Origin of the sequence: Candidatus Nitrosarchaeum limnium BG20, from assembly GCF_000241145.1 — an archaeon.
In the GTDB taxonomy this organism is placed as follows: Archaea; Thermoproteota; Nitrososphaeria; order Nitrososphaerales; family Nitrosopumilaceae; genus Nitrosarchaeum; species Nitrosarchaeum limnae.
Genome location: NZ_AHJG01000068.1, coordinates 1 through 16,432 on the forward strand (window position 1 = coordinate 1; position 16,432 = coordinate 16,432).

General features: G+C 30.9%; 18 protein-coding genes and 1 pseudogene. 9 read left to right on the plus strand and 10 right to left on the minus strand.

The annotated features are described in order from the left end of the window. The 6 genes and pseudogenes from BG20_RS02230 to BG20_RS02255 form a co-directional block, all read right to left on the minus strand. Nucleotides 1–651 (minus strand): annotated as a pseudogene (locus BG20_RS02230) (hypothetical protein); the annotation flags it as partial. A gap of 173 nt (nucleotides 652–824) precedes the next feature. Continuing rightward, a complete protein-coding gene (locus tag BG20_RS02235) occupies nucleotides 825–1,517 on the minus strand; it encodes an archaellin/type IV pilin N-terminal domain-containing protein (RefSeq protein ID WP_010190335.1) in 693 nt (230 codons plus the stop codon). 111 nt (nucleotides 1,518–1,628) lie between these two features. Further along, nucleotides 1,629–2,342 (minus strand): archaellin/type IV pilin N-terminal domain-containing protein, encoded by a 714-nt coding sequence (locus BG20_RS02240; protein WP_010190337.1) that lies wholly within the window; start codon nucleotides 2,340–2,342, stop codon nucleotides 1,629–1,631. 109 nt (nucleotides 2,343–2,451) lie between these two features. Beyond that, complete coding sequence (locus BG20_RS02245) at nucleotides 2,452–3,162, minus strand: archaellin/type IV pilin N-terminal domain-containing protein (protein ID WP_010190339.1); 711 nt, start codon at nucleotides 3,160–3,162, stop codon at nucleotides 2,452–2,454. Nucleotides 3,163–3,237: 75 nt separating this feature from the next. Continuing rightward, the gene (locus BG20_RS02250; protein WP_010190341.1) at nucleotides 3,238–4,098 is read right to left on the minus strand and encodes a cupredoxin domain-containing protein; all 861 of its coding nucleotides are present in this window, start codon (nucleotides 4,096–4,098) and stop codon (nucleotides 3,238–3,240) included. An 89-nt stretch (nucleotides 4,099–4,187) separates the two neighbouring features. Continuing rightward, entirely contained in the window at nucleotides 4,188–4,868 is a 681-nt protein-coding gene (locus BG20_RS02255; protein WP_010190343.1) for an archaellin/type IV pilin N-terminal domain-containing protein, read from the minus strand. A gap of 219 nt (nucleotides 4,869–5,087) precedes the next feature. On the opposite strand from BG20_RS02255, the gene BG20_RS02260 reads away from it, so the two are divergent. Next, nucleotides 5,088–5,897 carry a TrmB family transcriptional regulator gene (locus BG20_RS02260; RefSeq protein ID WP_007401635.1) on the plus strand — a complete coding sequence of 270 codons (810 nt, stop codon included), beginning with the start codon at nucleotides 5,088–5,090 and terminating at the stop codon, nucleotides 5,895–5,897. A gap of 10 nt (nucleotides 5,898–5,907) precedes the next feature. Here BG20_RS02260 and BG20_RS02265 read toward each other — a convergent pair whose 3' ends face one another. Then, complete coding sequence (locus BG20_RS02265; protein ID WP_010190345.1) at nucleotides 5,908–7,710, minus strand: tetratricopeptide repeat protein; 1,803 nt, start codon at nucleotides 7,708–7,710, stop codon at nucleotides 5,908–5,910. Nucleotides 7,711–7,847: 137 nt separating this feature from the next. Between BG20_RS02265 and BG20_RS02270 the strand changes: the two genes are divergently transcribed. Beyond that, nucleotides 7,848–10,241, plus strand: a complete 2,394-nt coding sequence (locus tag BG20_RS02270) for an Ig-like domain-containing protein (protein WP_048096993.1) — start codon at nucleotides 7,848–7,850, stop codon at nucleotides 10,239–10,241. Here the strand turns inward: BG20_RS02270 and BG20_RS02275 are convergent. Next, a complete protein-coding gene (locus BG20_RS02275) occupies nucleotides 10,227–10,943 on the minus strand; it encodes a hypothetical protein (RefSeq protein WP_238527458.1) in 717 nt (238 codons plus the stop codon). The two genes, BG20_RS02270 and BG20_RS02275, sit on opposite strands and share 15 nt — an antisense overlap. 292 nt (nucleotides 10,944–11,235) lie before the next feature. On the opposite strand from BG20_RS02275, the gene BG20_RS02280 reads away from it, so the two are divergent. Continuing rightward, entirely contained in the window at nucleotides 11,236–11,955 is a 720-nt protein-coding gene (locus BG20_RS02280; protein WP_238527459.1) for a M57 family metalloprotease, read from the plus strand. A 50-nt stretch (nucleotides 11,956–12,005) separates the two neighbouring features. Further along, nucleotides 12,006–12,476 carry a response regulator gene (locus BG20_RS02285; RefSeq protein ID WP_010190353.1) on the plus strand — a complete coding sequence of 157 codons (471 nt, stop codon included), beginning with the start codon at nucleotides 12,006–12,008 and terminating at the stop codon, nucleotides 12,474–12,476. Between the two features lie 53 nt (nucleotides 12,477–12,529). Here BG20_RS02285 and BG20_RS02290 read toward each other — a convergent pair whose 3' ends face one another. After that, complete coding sequence (locus BG20_RS02290; protein WP_010190356.1) at nucleotides 12,530–12,913, minus strand: hypothetical protein; 384 nt, start codon at nucleotides 12,911–12,913, stop codon at nucleotides 12,530–12,532. A 162-nt stretch (nucleotides 12,914–13,075) separates the two neighbouring features. Here BG20_RS02290 and BG20_RS02295 point away from each other — a divergent pair, with 162 nt between their 5' ends. The 3 genes from BG20_RS02295 to BG20_RS02300 all read left to right on the plus strand — a co-directional run bounded on the left by BG20_RS02295 (nucleotide 13,076) and on the right by BG20_RS02300 (nucleotide 14,956). Next, the gene (locus BG20_RS02295) at nucleotides 13,076–13,306 is read left to right on the plus strand and encodes a hypothetical protein (protein ID WP_010190358.1); all 231 of its coding nucleotides are present in this window, start codon (nucleotides 13,076–13,078) and stop codon (nucleotides 13,304–13,306) included. A gap of 272 nt (nucleotides 13,307–13,578) precedes the next feature. Beyond that, on the plus strand, nucleotides 13,579–13,743 hold the full coding sequence (locus tag BG20_RS11800) for a DUF1059 domain-containing protein (protein ID WP_081477518.1): 165 nt from the start codon (nucleotides 13,579–13,581) through the stop codon (nucleotides 13,741–13,743). A gap of 136 nt (nucleotides 13,744–13,879) precedes the next feature. Continuing rightward, nucleotides 13,880–14,956, plus strand: coding sequence for a two-component system sensor histidine kinase NtrB (locus BG20_RS02300; protein ID WP_010190360.1), 1,077 nt, complete (start codon nucleotides 13,880–13,882; stop codon nucleotides 14,954–14,956). 30 nt (nucleotides 14,957–14,986) lie between these two features. Here the strand turns inward: BG20_RS02300 and BG20_RS13750 are convergent, their stop codons facing one another. Next, complete coding sequence (locus BG20_RS13750; RefSeq protein WP_256359083.1) at nucleotides 14,987–15,109, minus strand: hypothetical protein; 123 nt, start codon at nucleotides 15,107–15,109, stop codon at nucleotides 14,987–14,989. A gap of 136 nt (nucleotides 15,110–15,245) precedes the next feature. Between BG20_RS13750 and BG20_RS13035 the strand changes: the two genes are divergently transcribed. Together BG20_RS13035 and BG20_RS02305 are read left to right on the plus strand one after the other, a co-directional pair. Continuing rightward, nucleotides 15,246–15,494 carry a hypothetical protein gene (locus BG20_RS13035; protein ID WP_010190362.1) on the plus strand — a complete coding sequence of 83 codons (249 nt, stop codon included), beginning with the start codon at nucleotides 15,246–15,248 and terminating at the stop codon, nucleotides 15,492–15,494. A 59-nt stretch (nucleotides 15,495–15,553) separates the two neighbouring features. Further along, complete coding sequence (locus tag BG20_RS02305; protein ID WP_010190364.1) at nucleotides 15,554–16,321, plus strand: sensor histidine kinase; 768 nt, start codon at nucleotides 15,554–15,556, stop codon at nucleotides 16,319–16,321. Nucleotides 16,322–16,432 lie beyond the last annotated feature (111 nt).

Here is a 16,432-nt window from a genome sequence, read left to right on the forward strand (position 1 = left end):
CACTGGTGTTGGTTCTTTGATTGGTTCTATCACTGGTGTTGGTTCTTTGATTGGTTCTATCACTGGTGTTGGTTCTTTGATTGATTGTTGTTTTAGTTGATCTATGTTAATTGTTTGAATATTGTTTTTGATTGTATCATTAGTCATAAAATTAAGAGGATTATTAAAATCAGTTGTAATGCATTTTATTTCCGTCATAGTACTTTCAAAAGAGGAGGACAGTGCATCGACTTCTTCTTTCACCATAGTAAGATCTTGCTTGAATTGATCAAAATCCATCTTGAATGTATTCATGGTATTTTCTAACGGTTCAATTTTTTCCAATATCATCAAATGTGTATCAAGATTTTGATCATTTGATGTATCTGATGTATTATATTCTGCTCCAGCTAACAATGACTCTATATCTGATGTTTCTTCTGTAGGTTTCTCAGAATTTGTTTTTGCTAACATTGCTTCAATTTCAGAATTACCTATTGTTCCATCCGATGTTATGGTTTTATCAGATTCATTATATGATTCAACCATATTTTCGATTGAATCATTTTCAGTAGATTCTTTTTGGACTTTTTTTTCTTTTGTTGATATATTTTTTGATGAAAAAATTTTCAGTGGAATTTTTTTATAACTTAATCCTATTCCTAATCCCACTAATGGAAGTATTAGTGCATATAGAAAATTATCTCCTTCAAATATAAGAAATGGAAATAATTCGTATACGACTAGAAAATATGTTGCAAATGATGATACTAGAAGGATTTTTTGATTACTTTCGTTTAAAAAAATTTTAAGAAAAAAGCTGGTGGGTGGAGCATTTTAATCTCCTAGCCCAAGTCTACTATGCTTGTTGTGATTGGTGGAATCTGTCTCTCTACGGTCAATGCAGCTCCTGTTGGAATGATTATTTCTGCTTTGATTTTATCTAGTACTTGTGGTGTATCACCTGATTTGAATGTGATTGCAAGTACTGCAGTTTCACCTTGTTCTAGTATTTCGTTGCTATTGACTTCTTGAGCAAAGTAAATGTATGCACGGGTATTTGTTGACAATCCTGATGAAAATGGATTTGCGTCAATATCTACCATATCGCCAGAGCTATCAGCTAATGCTGCTGCTGCAGCAGATGATAGGCTTTTGTATTCTCCGTTCATTGCACCTACATAGATGTCGTCGTAGTTTATGTCATTGCTGACATATTTTACTGCCATTGTTGAGTTACTCAAGTTTACTATGTCACCGCCTGATGCAATCTTGATTGGTATTCCTACAGTGTGGATCCATGCGTTACCGACGTCTCCTCCTGCGATTACTTTTCCGGCTACTTGCATTGAGCTACTAGCTTCCTCTAGACTAGAAATTATTGATGTCTTTGCTTTTTGTGTAGTAGAGAATCCCATGTTTAGTACAACAAATGCCAAGGCTGCGGCTACGATTACAAATGCAATCATAACTATTGCAGACTCTACACCGATGACTCCACGATGAGAATGTCGCGTTCCCTTTCGTTGTAATTTCATTACTTAGAGAATAGTGTGGTTTGGGTATATCCTAGAGTGTGTTTATGGTGATCAAACACTAGTATTGACATTAAATTAGAACAACTTTTTGAAAAAAGATTTTTCTTTAGATTATCCAAAGTCTACATTTTCTCGAGTAATGTTAGGGATGATTCTATCAATGGTTAAAGTTCCACCATCTGATAACATTATTTCAATACTGATTTTCTGATGTGCTAAAGGTCTATCAGTATCTGCAAATCCTACTGCTAAGACTGCATGCTCACCTGCTTCTAAAATACTGTTTGTATTGAGTCTTTTTGGCCAGTAAACAAATGCAGTAGTTTCACTTGGTAGTGTGCCGTTAATCGGATTTGCTCCATTAAATGCATCAAATGCAGAGCCTGCTTCAAGTGCAGCTTGTCTAAATGCAAGGACTGGTTGTTTGTATTCATCTGTAGTTATTGTTCCTGCATAGATATTTGTATACTCAACATCTTTTGTAAAAAAGCTAATTGCTGTTATGTCTGGAGCAAAATTTACGAGATTTCCACCAGCAGCTATTTTTATTGGAATTATTGTTGCATTAATTTTTTGTGTAGCATCACAACCAGATGCTGAACTAGTGCATCCAATTCCATACACAGTGCCTGAAATTTCCATGGCACTGCTTGCTTCTTCAAGACTGGATGTAGTTATCGTTTTTACTTTTTGTGTAGTAGAGAATCCCATGTTTAGTACAACAAATGCCAAGGCTGCGGCTACGATTACAAATGCAATCATAACTATTGCAGACTCTACACCAATGACTCCACGATGAGAATGTTGTGTTCTTTGTAAATTCACTGATTTTTAAATTGAGATTGATAGTATATAATCAAGTGTGTGTAAGTTAAACAGACTAATTTAGTTTTAAAATTAAAAAGAAGAAAAATGGATAAACCAGAGAACTGGTTTAACCTAGGTCTACTACGCTAGTAGTGATGTTTGGAACTTGTCTTTCTACTGTCAATGAAGCACCAGTTGATACAATAATTTCTGCTCTGATTTTATCTAAAGCAGCTGGTCTGTCTGCTGAAGCAAATCCTACTGCTAAGACTGCATGCTCACCTTGATCCAGTATTGCATTGGTGTTTGATGTTACAGACCAATAAACAAATGCGCTTGTTTGTGATGCTACTGCACCTGTAATTGGTTGTCTGCCAGTAAAGCCTGTTAGTGAAGCTGATGCAGCTCCATCAAATGCGTCTGACAATGATCTGTATTCAGTTGTAGCTGCAAGTGGTCCTGCATAAATGTCAGTGTATTGTATTGAATTACTGACATAGCTTACAGTTGTTGTTGCTGCAGATAATTCAACTGAATCTCCACCAGATGTTATCTTGATTGGTATTGCAGTTGCATTGAGTACTGGTGTTGTTGCACATGTACCTGATGTAGTACAACCAACTCCTGTAATTTTGCCTGAAACTTCTAGGCTGCTACTTGATTCTGCCAATCCTGAAAGAATGGTGGTCTTTGCTTTTTGTGTAGTAGAGAATCCCATGTTTAGTACAACAAATGCCAAGGCTGCGGCTACGATTACAAATGCAATCATAACTATTGCAGACTCTACACCGATGACTCCACGATGAGAATGTCGCGTTCCCTTTCGTTGTAATTTCATTACTTAGAGAATAGTGTGGTTTGGGTATATCCTAGAGTGTGTTTATGGTGATCAAACAGACTAAACACATCAAAATTAAGACATATTGGATTTAGTAAAAAAAACTAAACCATCTGATACTTCTTGGGATGAGATTAGATCACTTGCAAACCAACAAAGAGTGTCTTTATACCAATATGGCAAGGTAACTTGTTCAAGAAGAAAATTAGATTTTTTATCCTTATTCTGACATAATTCCTTAGATTTCAGCTGTAGATCTTTATTTGTCATAATTGGTATTTTGAAAGTTTTTGATGTAGCTTCACTTGGTACACCATATACTAATTTTAAGACATAGTTACTATCATGTGACCATACAGAACTTGACGTATCAATTATATTTTCAAATGTGGCATCCTTGTTAAACGATTTTACTGTATGAGAAATTAAATTATTTTTACTATCATATATTAAAATTTCATAAGGTAAAGTCCCAAAATCTGAGTCCACATTTCCTTTTATCATTAATTTTCTATTTTTATCAACCTCTACAGAGAGTTCATTGGTAGAATTATACGGTGAGAATTCTTCAAAAAAGATTTTTCCTGTAAACCATGGGTGAATTTCGCAAAAATAATAATATGCCCCATAATCAGTATGTTCCAATTTTACACTTTCACTTTGTCCAGGCTTTAAAATAGAAGTAGAGAAAAATTTTCCCGATGATTCAGGAAATTTTGGAATTCCACTAGTTATTTTGTGGTTTGTAGAATCATGGTTTTCCCAGGTTACTGTATCTCCTGATTTTATTGGAAGTTCAATAGGGGAAAATAATTCTTTATGAGATGTACCATCATATTGACTTAAAAAAACAGTCCATGTGTTTTCTGCAAATGCAGGAGATAAGAGAATGGGTACAAAAGTAATCGCAATCAATAGTATAAACAGCATAGTCATGATAATAACATTTGATATTTGTAATTTTTAGTATTGTTTGATCAAAATAAACTAAATAAAAAAGTAATTTACTTGACTAATTTTTGAGATTAACCAAGATCTACTACTATAGACGAGATGTTTGGAACAGTACGTTCAACTGTTAATGGTGCACCTGTAGGCAAAATTATTTCAGCCCTTATCACGTCTAATGATTGTGGTCTTTCAGATGCTTCAAATGCAATTGCCATCATTCCATGTTCACCTTGATCTAAAATGAAGTTGTTATTTCTATTCACGTTGAAATAGAACACAGCAGATGTCGAATTTGGACCACCACCATTTACTGGATTTGCAGAAATATAACCTGCAGATATTGCTCCGTCCATAGCATCGGATAATGTATCATATACACCAGTAGGCAATGCTCCGACATAGATATTTCCATGTTCTACATTATTACTCAAATAACGAATGGCTGCATTCTGTGGATTGAGATTTATGGATGCCCCACCAGATACTATTTTGATTGGAACAGCTGTTGCATTTAACTTTCCTGCAGTAATGTGTCCCGAACCAATTATTTTGCCTGCAATTTCTAATGCGCTGCTTGCCTCATCAGTACTAGATACAATTGCTTGTTTTGTCTTTTGTGTAGTAGAGAATCCCATGTTTAGTACAACAAATGCCAAGGCTGCTGCTACGATTACAAATGCAATCATAACTATTGCAGACTCTACACCAATGACTCCACGATGAGAATGTCGTGTTCCCTTTCGTTGTAATTTCATTACTTAGAGAATAGTGTGGTTTGGGTATATCCTAGAGTGTGTTTATGGTGAACATACAATTTCAAGTAATTTGATGTTTGTTTAACATATACATACAATATCTAATTATGCAAATTTTCTTTATACGTATGATGACAAATAAACCGCAGTATCAACTGAGCATAGTCACGCAAGGTAGATCAGAAATAAATATCACCCAAATAAAGAGAGGAATGTAAAATGGTAAGCAAAGATGAAATTTACACTTCACTATTTCATTTTGGGTTAGAAGAAATCGATGCAAAAATCTACGTTGGTTTACTTCAAATGGGTTCTGTAACTGTTGGCACAATGGCACAAAAACTGGATGTAGATAGAGGTAAAGCATACAGATCTTTAAACAAGCTAAGAAACATGGGTGTTATCTCAACTACTTTTTCAAATCCTACAATTGTAAATGCTGTTCAACCATCTGAAGCATTAACAAGTGTGATTCAGAAAAAAGAAGACGAGATAATCATGCTTCAAAAATTAGCAAGAACTCTAGTAGAAAATCTTAACAATTATGAAAGAGAAACAACTCCAACTGATTTGTCTTCATTTTCAATTGTACAAGGAAGATCAAACATCTACACTAGAATTGGAAAACTGATTCAAGAGTCTACAAACAAGATATTTTTGGTTACTACATCAGAAGATTTGATGAGGATGTATCACACATCCATACCAGATAAAATCCATGCACGCGTTAATGATGGAGCCGATATCAAAATCATCACAAACGAATGCAACGCTAAAACAATGGAAATTATCAATCAATTGGGTGCTACAGAAGTTAGAATAGGAAAACTCCCATCAAAAAGTAGAATGATAGTGGAATCAAAACGACAGTTAATCATGTCCGGTGCAATGAAAGAATCCATGGATCTAATTGACGAAGTGGACTCAATCATGTATACAAATTCTGAAGAAATGGTAGAAAACATGTTCAGTTTATGTACCCACATGTGGAAAAAATCAAAACCGATGGAAATGGTATCTTCCATTTAATTTTTATTTTTTATTTTGTTAATTCTTTAAACATGTAAGTATCTGCTATACTCTCAAAAAGTATTTCATTTGCTGCCATATATTTAAAAACATTATTCGATTTTATCAATTTCGATAATATTTCCATAGATTGTTTAGTATTTCCACGTATCATTTGAATTTTTGATTTTTGATATTGTGCATAATCATATAGAGAATCAGATTCTGAGATTTTTTCAAGACAAAGTATTGAGGCATCATATTTTTGTAAAGAAAAAAATGCCAGAGATTTTTTATAAAGGAGGTTAGAATTAAATGGGTTTTTCTTCAGTGCATTATCAAAAATTTCTATAGCTTTTTCATAATTGTGTAAAATAAGATGAATTTTTCCAAGTTCACATAATATAGAGATATTTGTTTTATCTAGATTAAACAATTCTGAATAAATTTGTCCAGATTCTTCATGACGTCCAAGAATAGACAATACCCGAGATTTTTTTTCTAAAAAGGACTTTGAATGTGGTAATTTGGATAAAATTTGATCATAGTATAAAAGAGCATTCTCGTAATCTCCAACTTTTAAAGATAATTCTGATGCACATTCAATTGCATCAAGATTAGATTGATCGTATTTTAAAATAAGATCAATGCAAGACAGAGCTTCTTGAAATTCTTGTTTTAAAGTAAAAATTTTTGCTTTGTACAATAGAGCTACATTATTGTTATTAGATTTTCCCAAGATATCATTAAAACATACTAATGCTTCACTGATTCTATTGTTATTAAACAACAGAATACCTTTTTTCAATAGTTGTTCAGTAGGATCAGGCAAAGATGCAGCAAAACGTTCACAGTATTCTATTGCTTCATCCACCTTACCTAATTTTTCTAATAAAATTATCTTAGAATTTAATCCATCCATGTGATTTGGAGAAATTTCTAAGACTTTTTCAAAATGAGCAAGTGCTTCATCTGTATTGTTTACGTCCATTTTAATTTGACCTAATAAAAGATGTGTTTCTATGTTGTTAGGAGAAATTTCTAAGACTTTTTCAAAATGAGCAAGTGCTTCATTGATAATTTTAGCATTCATGTTAATTTTTCCAACAAGCAAATGTGCATCTATGTTATTAGGCGAAACTTCTAAAAGTTTATTTAAATACGATAATCCTTTATGAGAGTTGCTATTTTTTATTGCAATTTGTCCTAAGAGTAATAATGATTCCAGATGATCATTATTAGATACAATTGATTCTAAAATTTTTACAGCATTTTCAGTGCGATTTGACTCTACTAATGATTTACCCAAATAGAATTTTGCTTCTATGTTTTCGGGTTCCAGATCTAAAACATGATAGAATTGATTAATTGCTTCTGGGATATTTTGTTTCGATAATAAAATTTTACCTTTCATTAAAAATGCTTCAGGAATATTATGATATGTTTTGAGAGCTTCATCATAACATTCAATCGCATCATCTAATTGAGAGAGATTATAAAGACAGAGACCCTTATTACATAATGCCGAATAAGATTGTGGGTTTTTTACAAGAGCACTTTCATAATACTTTAATGATTCTGTAAACTTTTTACATGCCAGAAAATAATTTGCAAGATTCAAGTCATCTGTAAAATCATCGGTGGGAATATCATTAATTTGATTTTTAATTCGTTCTCGAGATTCTAGTAATTTTTCAATTTTTGACTTAGTTTCAACGTCTATGGGGGGTAATTTTTGGAATAATGACTTTAAAGATAGGCCATTCTCCTCTAAAATACTGCTGATAAGACCATTGACCATCTTGAATTTAACTAGCGCAGATGTTGCCGACATTAGATTCGATGAGATTTTTAATCTAATAGCATTCTGTGCGTTCAAGTTGCCTGAACTATAGATTGTTCATTTGAGCCACTTGTGCGTTCAAGTTGCGTAAACTGCAAATTATATCACTTTTAGTGGTAATTTTTACAATGAAATTATTATTATTGGGATTGATATTTTTAGTATTTTTTACATGTGTGGAGAAATCTTTTGCAATAGAGAACAATAGTGAAATTGAGTATAATATACTACCCAATAAAATACATGAACATGATACGGTCATACTGGAATTATTTACAACAGTTCAAAGACAAGTACAATTAGAAAAAATTAACAATCTTAAAGTGGAATCACATGATAAATCCATCATTGATGTAGTAGATACACAAGAAATCCATGACTATAAAACCATTGTAAAACTAGATGCAAGAAAAGAGGGGGAAACGCAACTTTATGTTTATGTTGAAGGTTCAAAATTATTAGAGATACCAATCATAGTTTATGGGAATAATCTCCCAAGACATATTTCTTTGGATATTTTTCCAGATATGTTAAACATTGCAAAAAATAATCAAGGAATAGTTACAGTGGTATTGACTAATGAAAACGGGATACCAGTAAAAGCAGATAAAGATTATTTGGTAAAAATTAGTTATTCAAAATCAGGCATCATATCACTAAGTGATTCAAATATAATTATCTCAAAAGGAGAATTTAGCTCAAAACAAATCATAACTGGTATGAAGGATGGTATTGTTACAATAACTGCAAAAACAGATGATTTAGAAACATCTGAATTAGTTACAGTCGAAAAAAATCCTAAAAGGACAATAGAAATCGTAGTAGTTCCAGAAATTGTTACTTCATCTAAATCATCTAATACTCATTTAATTGCGCAATTATTTTCTGATGGAAAACTTATTGAAGCAACAAGTGATATCACAATACATTTTAAAATATCATCAGATTCTGAATTAGTAAATACGAGTAAGGAATCAGATGCGTTAACTAGAATAGGTTATTTTCAAATTAAAAAGGGACAGACATGGGGAGAAACAACATTCTCAATTCAAAAAGGAATGGAAAACACATACACTGTAACTGCTACATCACAAGATCCATTAGTTGTTGTAGAAAAAACATTTCAAACAATGAATAGTGAAGCATATGACGATAAAGAAATAAAATTTTATCCATTATCAAGCCTAGCAAATGGTAATGAACAATTAATCGGAGTTATTTATCTTGAAGATGCCAATGGTCATCCTGTGATTGCTAATCGGGACATTATAATCCCATTTTCTACATCGGACAAATCTATTCATATTGAAACAGCAATAGTCAAAAAAGGAACTGACTCCACACTTGTTTACGGAGATGTTGGGTATTTTGTCCCATTAGATTCAGAAATAGCACCACAAATTCAAAACTTTAAACCGATCTCTCTGAATATTCAGGGATTCAACAGGGATGAAGTATCATTAAAAACACATCTAGTTTCAAATACAATTCAAAATAATGAAGAACGGTGGATAACTGTTTACATGGAATCATCAGATGGTAATTTATTTAAATTTCCAGAGATTAGTCAAATTCAAATTTCCGACTCAAAAAATTTTCAAATAGATAAATCAAAAATGCAGATCTTTCCATATTTTATTTTAATTCCAGTTAGAGCATTAGATGCAGGAGAAGAAGATGTGACATTAAATATTGGGGAGTTTGAGACAGTTATTTCACTTACAAGCACATCATCAAAACCAGATTCATTAAAATTAGATTATTCAGATAATCTATTTAATGGTGTAAAGGATACTTTTGCCATTCAAATATTAAATTCCCAAGGTTTACCCATAGAAGCAAATGAAGATATCGAAGTACAGATTTTTTCTTCAGATCCAACTGTGATTAATTTTCCCAATAAAGTTATCATTCCTAAAAATTCAAGCTTTGTTAAATTAGAGATAACTCCAAAAATGCCTGGAAAAGCTGATGTTTCTTTAGTGTCTGCAGGATTACCTATAGATAGTGAAGAAATTACCGTTGAAGAAGCTACACCGTCAATACAAATTTCTAGTGAAAATATAGTCAACGAAGGTGATTCATTTATTGTGTCCATTCAAGCAAAACAAAATGGGATGCCATTACAAAATGCCCATATTAATTGGGAGCTGGAAGGTGGAATAACCACAATTTCAGATCAAAAAACAGGGCCAACTGGAGAAGCTATTGCCTCAGTTATTGCAACATCTAAAGATGCAGTTAAAATTATAGCTAGTATAGATAATGGACCTATCCAATCTGCATTTGCATCTAAAATAGTCAAAGTGAATGCAACTACTCAAGATATTTCTGAAGAATCTACCAAGTCATTTAAAAAACCAGAGATGGGAGGGTTTGATCCTGTGTTAATAGTTATCCCTGCATTAATTGGTGGCGTAGTGATATTTATGAAAAAGAAAAAACAAAGTAATTTAATATCTAAAAATATTGTTATAAGAAAATATGTAAAGTTTTTAATCAAAAATTTAAAGTTCACTTAATCTTTTAATTTCTTTTAGTAATTCTTCACTGTCTTGAATAAGATATTCAGGTGTACAATTTAGCATGTAACCATGATATATCATTTCAAAAGTCCAGTTATCACAAGTATTATTTTCTGAAATATCTGAATTATCATATATCCAATCAAACCCATTTTTTATTTCAGACTGTGGAAATGAAGGTCCTCGCTCCAAAGTCATAGTTTGATCCTCATAATTGATTTTAACTTTAGAATTTAATGCGCCTGGATACAAATAAATCACATTAGGATGATTAGTAATCGCAAAAAATTCATTTTGGGTTACAAATTCACTATGAAGTAAAATTACCGTGTTGTATTTTTTTAAAATATTTGGATCTTTATCAATAGATACATCATCGATTACATCATAACCTAAAAACTCTAAAATCCTAAAACTATTTGCACCAGTTGAATAAATTGGGTCATACTCTTTATCTATTTTAACAGTAATACATGCATCACAATTTCGAGTATAGAAATCATGAATACTATTCCATTCATAAGCTGTTTGAGTAAGAATTGGATAAACAACAACAGTGTTTGATGGAGCACTTAATTCTGAATATTGATCAAAATATCTCGTTTCAGGCATTTGCGAAATTCCGTATTGTTCAAAATCATCAGACACATTTACAGCATTAGAATATTCAGTTTTTATAATAATAATCACAGATAACATAATTAAGATTAAAGAAAGCATAATTTTTCTATTCTTAGGCATGTTTTAGATGTTCAAAGTAGATACAAAAAGAACATTTTGTTCAGATTAAACAATTACAAAAGATTGTTCACGGTGAACAAACTTCAATATATCGACATCTCTTGACTAATAATTTTTAATGTTTAAGAAGGGATTATCATTTAAGAGTAATTTTCATCACAATTTAAAATCAGAAAAATACCAAAAATTTAGTCTAAAAACACAAAAAATCAAAAATAAAAAGGCAGTTCTCTTATCACAGTTAGGGATCTTGATATTTTTTGGTGGATATTTTGCAGGATTACCTACATCATCAGGTCACAATGAAGAATTGTTAAATCCAATTGGACTTTTCAGTACGGAATATCAAGTTGAAAATTTAAGGGGTGATTCTATGTATTTGTACAAATATTGGAATATTTTACCAGGTGCAACATTGAGTGTTAATATTTTGAATCCTGTTTCAATGCCTAAAGAATCAATTGAATTGATTAAAAATTCCATAACATCTACAGATACTATGGATATTGATGACTCTTTATTGCATAAAGGTCCAAAAAATTCATTTTCTACATATTATTTAGGATGGAAAGGAGCTTTACAATCAACACCAGACACAAAGATACCTATTCCTAAGAATTTTGTAATTACAAATTCAGATAAAGCAAATGGAGACATCATCATAATACTTTCAAACATCAAAGATCGTTCAGGGAATACAGGATATACAAAGACAGTTTTAGAAGGTGATCATATTGTAAAAGCATTCATTACAATCTATAATGTCAATGCACTTTCGTCTAATCAACTAGAAACAATTGCAAGACATGAATTTGGTCATGCTATTGGATTAGGACATTCTAGTGCACCCGAAGATCTGATGGCGCCAACTATTGATATGACATACCCGTATATCTCAGAATGTAATATTCAGGCAATAGTTGATTTGTATAATGAAAAATCAGATGGAACTACAACATGCCAAAAATGAGCTTAATATTTACAAACAGATCCTCTTAAGTTAAAAAAATAGTGATAAGTATGGAACTTGAATTATTAATAGCAGAAGACAACAAATTTACTGCAACCCAGTATAAAAAATTCTTAGAGTCAAAAGGATACAAAGTAACAATCTTTAATGATGGTGCTAAATGTCTTGAAAAATTTACAAATGAGTTAAGGTACAGACGCGTTGTCTTAAAAGATAAATCATCTCCATATCATTGTGTTTTATTAGATCATGACATGCCAAAAATGAATGGCTCAGAAGTGTATGAAAAAATACGCAAGATATGTCCAGAACAAAAAGTAGTTTTTTTGTCTGCATATGGACAGACCATTTTAAAATCCCAAGAAGGATCTAGAGAAGCATCTCTTCAGATAATTCAAAAACCATTTTCGTTAGATTTTTTACTAAAGAAAATTGAGCCAAAATCTTTTGTAAGTATTAAACGAACAAATGTTAATGATGGAATACTTACGGCTACACAGAGTTCTGAAACTATAAGATAACAATAAAACAATACTGTAATTTTTAAGAAAATTCATTCTTTCAAATAGAGTTACTAGCGCCTTTCTTCTGATTTTACTTCCCACTTTAGTTTACCAAATCGGGCAGACTCTAATTCTAAATGTCCTATCACTTTATCACCCTTGAGAACCTTAGCATAATCAGATTTTCGTCTACGAATTATTCTAGCTTTTTCTTTATATCCACCTTCGATCATCTTTATTCCAAATCTTTTTCCAGCCTTGGAAATTAATTTTCTAACAGTTAAAGAATCATCAGATAAGGAAAATAATTCAAATTCTCCAAAATTTTGAGTTGACAAAATATAATCTTCGGATTTAATATTGAGTTTCAATCCATCTGAACTGGCTTGTTCGTTTAACCACGATATCACATTTTCGATATTTCCTTTTTCAGCACCATATGCATACTCTTTCACAATTTTTGTTGAGATTTTTTTATATTAATATGATATTCAGTATTTTTTATAATCTAATTAGATGGAATTTTTTTAGCTATATTTTTGATTTATGCCAAAATGGTACTCATTTTAGGCTTATTTTTCCAGTGATTGTATATGATTCGAATTCATTATAATAGTATGTATAAGATATGCATTGAGCTAGGTACTTGTGTAGTAACAAAGCCAAATAGATCCATATCTTGTTGGGCCGTCTTAAATCATTATGGTATATCTCAAGATGATTTGAAAAAATTAAATTTATCATATGATGAACTATACGTAATTTATAAAACAGTTCAACAACATGAACAAATCCGTGAATTTCTAAAAAATTTAAAGAAAAAAGTAACTTTGATTACTGAAGATTAAAAGATGATCTTTCAAGATCAAATTATAAAGTTTTAAAAAATAAACAGAGTGAATAAAGTAGACATACAACACCCAATTAACTAAATCATATAATCCTATTTGTCATCGATACTCTCGATGGGATGTCGCGTCCCTTGCGACTCCCCTCGGGGGAGGTAATATTTTTAATAAAAAAATTGGACCGATTAATGTAGATGATCACAATTAGTATGAGATGTATTTGTGTTAATTGAACAAACGCAAGAATTTATCCAATTATACAAATTAACAACATGAAGAAAATAGCTTGTAGTAATTATGGATATGATTGCAAATTTGAAATTACAGATAATGACTTGGAATTTATTGAAAAATATCAAAAACATTGTATGGATGAACACGGGGTTGAACATAGTATAGAAGGATTAACTCAATTAATACTCCGAATAAAAAATTAAAATAATAATATGAATGCTAATATAAAATAAATTAATTTTATTCACCATAAAATCATTAAAGATTTATGAATTTCTTATGCTAACAATAGAGCAGTATTAGCGATATAATCAAATACTTGAAGTATATTTTTTAAGTGTGAGTAATTCCTTAGAAAAAACAGATTTCAGCAAATTTGATTTAGACATTAAACTAAAAAATTTAAAAAATATTCACCATGCTTTGGATCAATCATCAATTGTCTCAATTACAGATGCAGAAGGAAATATTACATACATCAATAACAAATTTTGTCAGATTTCTAAATATTCTCCTCATGAGATTGTTGGAAAAAATCACCGTATTTTAAAATCAGATTTTCATCCTGAGAATTTTTATGAAAATATGTGGAAAACAATATCCTCTGGATGTATTTGGCATGGTGAAATAAAAAATAAAGCCAAAGATGGTACGTATTATTGGAAAAAAACAACAATAGTACCAATTTTTGATTCAAATGAAAATATTCAACAGTATATTTCCATATCAACAGATATCACTGATCAAAAACAATGGACAGAAACTCAGGTAATGAGGGAACGATTTGAACTAATAGGAGAATTATCATCTAGAATAGCACATGACATACGAAATCCTCTATCAGTTATACGTGCAGCCGTAGAAAATCTCAAAATTTTGTATTCAATAGACGATGCAAAATTAAAAAACATGGATAAGATTGATCGTTCTATAGACAGAATTACTCATCAAATTGAGGATGTTCTTGATTTTGTAAGAAGCGATACTATGATGTTTGAAAAATATACTCTATCAGAAATTCTAGCAGATGCATTAGATTCTATCCACATACCCAATAAAGTACGATTTGAACTTCCAAAAAAGGATATTGAAGTAATGTGTGATAAAAAGAGAATTTCTGTTGTTATGGTAAACATTATTCTTAATGGAATTCAAGCTATCAATGAAAATGGCAATATCAAAATCAGATTTAAAGATGCAGATGAATTTGCCATAATAGAAATTGAAGATTCTGGGAGTGGAATTCCTGATCATATAATAGATAAAATATTTGAACCAATGTTTACTACAAAGCAACAGGGCACAGGACTCGGATTATCCAGTGTTAAGACAATAATTAATGCACATGCAGGAAAAATATCTGTTAAATGCAATCCTACAGTATTTTCAATAATAATTCCAAAAAATCCTGCTTAAAATATAGAATAAATAAAAGAATTCAAAAAATCAATCATTAATTTCTATATCTTCAAGAAGTTCTAGACATGATTTGTATGTATCTAACACGCCTGGAGCACTTTTTTGAAGGGATTTTTTAATATTGGTTGAAATTTCTATAGATTGACTCATACATTGTTACTTTAAGACAAATATGAAAACAATCAAACAAAACTCAGTTGACATAGATATTAACTTAATTTACGCACAAGTTTGTTTGCTTTGGACAGACTTTAGGTAATAACCTACAAATTTTAAATTAATAGTAATGTTATCTGGGAGTCCATTAGAAAACGACCCTGTTTTACGAGATTTAGCTGAAATTTCAGTAAATGCGCTAAAGGATTTAGAATTAGCAAAAAAGGAACTTAAAGAAAACGATTTCCGTATGCAGGAAATGAACAAAATGGCAAATGAGAGAGTGCAGGAGATGACAAAAGTCAATCATCAATTACAAGAAAAAATTTCTTTTGTGGAAAACATGACAAAATCAATCAAGAAAAAAACGCTCATCTAGAAAATGAATTAAAATCAGTAAGTCTTGAAAAAATTAATTATAGTAAACTAAATGAATTATTGAAAATTGACCTGGGCAAAGTAATTAAAAAAGAAAAAGAGTTATCAATCAAACAAATTTTCTTAGAAAAGAAAATTCAGGAACAATCAAGTGATTTGATGCGAACAGAAAAAATGGCAATGATCGGACAATTTACATCAAGATTAGCACATGATATAAGAAATCCACTAACCAAATTAAAAATATCTCATGAAATATTATCACAAGCACAAAATCTTAGTGTAATGGATAAGATTAAACATCAACAAAGAATCACGGATGCAATTATCAACATAACTCATATCATTGAAGACGTATTAGAATTTGTAAGAATGTCTGAACTTAATCTAAGAGAAAACACATTGAAAAATATTTTGAATGCATCAATTGAAAATTTAGATATTCCATCATCTGTTAATGTGAAAATTGAAGGTGATGACACATCAATTTTGTGTGATAATCGAAAATTAGAAGCAGTGTTTGTGAATATTTTGAAAAATGCTCTTGAAGCTATTAAAAATCAAGGATACATTACAATAAAAATTCTTAATAATGATAGTAATACAGAGATTTACTTTGAAGATTCAGGAGAAGGAATTAGTCAAGTAGTTCAAAGTAAAATGTATGAACCTATGTTTACCACAAAACAACATGGGAGTGGTTTAGGATTAGCAATTTGTAAAATGATCGTAGAGCAGCACGGAGGAAAATTAATTTATAAAAATCACCCATCTGCATTTTCAGTAATTTTACCAAAGACTAACAAAACTAAAACGATTGTGCAATAAAGTCATTTTAACATTAATATTAAAAATTCAGTTGTCCATAGAATGCTATAGAAATATTTGAATGTACATATTCAAATAATTGAAGATGGATTAAAATTTTGTATTTAAAAT

What these genes read in the sequence shown, in the direction of transcription:
- BG20_RS02235 (WP_010190335.1), bottom strand. Translation starts at nt 1,517, where the DNA reads ATGAAATTACAACGAAAGGGAACGCGACATTCTCATCGTGGAGTCATC.
- BG20_RS02245 (WP_010190339.1), bottom strand. Translation starts at nt 3,162, where the DNA reads ATGAAATTACAACGAAAGGGAACGCGACATTCTCATCGTGGAGTCATC.
- BG20_RS02250 (WP_010190341.1), bottom strand. Translation starts at nt 4,098, where the DNA reads ATGACTATGCTGTTTATACTATTGATTGCGATTACTTTTGTACCCATT.
- BG20_RS02255 (WP_010190343.1), bottom strand. Translation starts at nt 4,868, where the DNA reads ATGAAATTACAACGAAAGGGAACACGACATTCTCATCGTGGAGTCATT.
- BG20_RS02260 (WP_007401635.1), top strand. Translation starts at nt 5,088, where the DNA reads ATGGTAAGCAAAGATGAAATTTACACTTCACTATTTCATTTTGGGTTA.
- BG20_RS02265 (WP_010190345.1), bottom strand. Translation starts at nt 7,710, where the DNA reads ATGTCGGCAACATCTGCGCTAGTTAAATTCAAGATGGTCAATGGTCTT.
- BG20_RS02270 (WP_048096993.1), top strand. Translation starts at nt 7,848, where the DNA reads ATGAAATTATTATTATTGGGATTGATATTTTTAGTATTTTTTACATGT.
- BG20_RS02275 (WP_238527458.1), bottom strand. Translation starts at nt 10,943, where the DNA reads ATGTTATCTGTGATTATTATTATAAAAACTGAATATTCTAATGCTGTA.
- BG20_RS02285 (WP_010190353.1), top strand. Translation starts at nt 12,006, where the DNA reads ATGGAACTTGAATTATTAATAGCAGAAGACAACAAATTTACTGCAACC.
- BG20_RS02295 (WP_010190358.1), top strand. Translation starts at nt 13,076, where the DNA reads ATGTATAAGATATGCATTGAGCTAGGTACTTGTGTAGTAACAAAGCCA.
- BG20_RS11800 (WP_081477518.1), top strand. Translation starts at nt 13,579, where the DNA reads ATGAAGAAAATAGCTTGTAGTAATTATGGATATGATTGCAAATTTGAA.
- BG20_RS13750 (WP_256359083.1), bottom strand. Translation starts at nt 15,109, where the DNA reads ATGAGTCAATCTATAGAAATTTCAACCAATATTAAAAAATCCCTTCAA.
- BG20_RS13035 (WP_010190362.1), top strand. Translation starts at nt 15,246, where the DNA reads ATGTTATCTGGGAGTCCATTAGAAAACGACCCTGTTTTACGAGATTTA.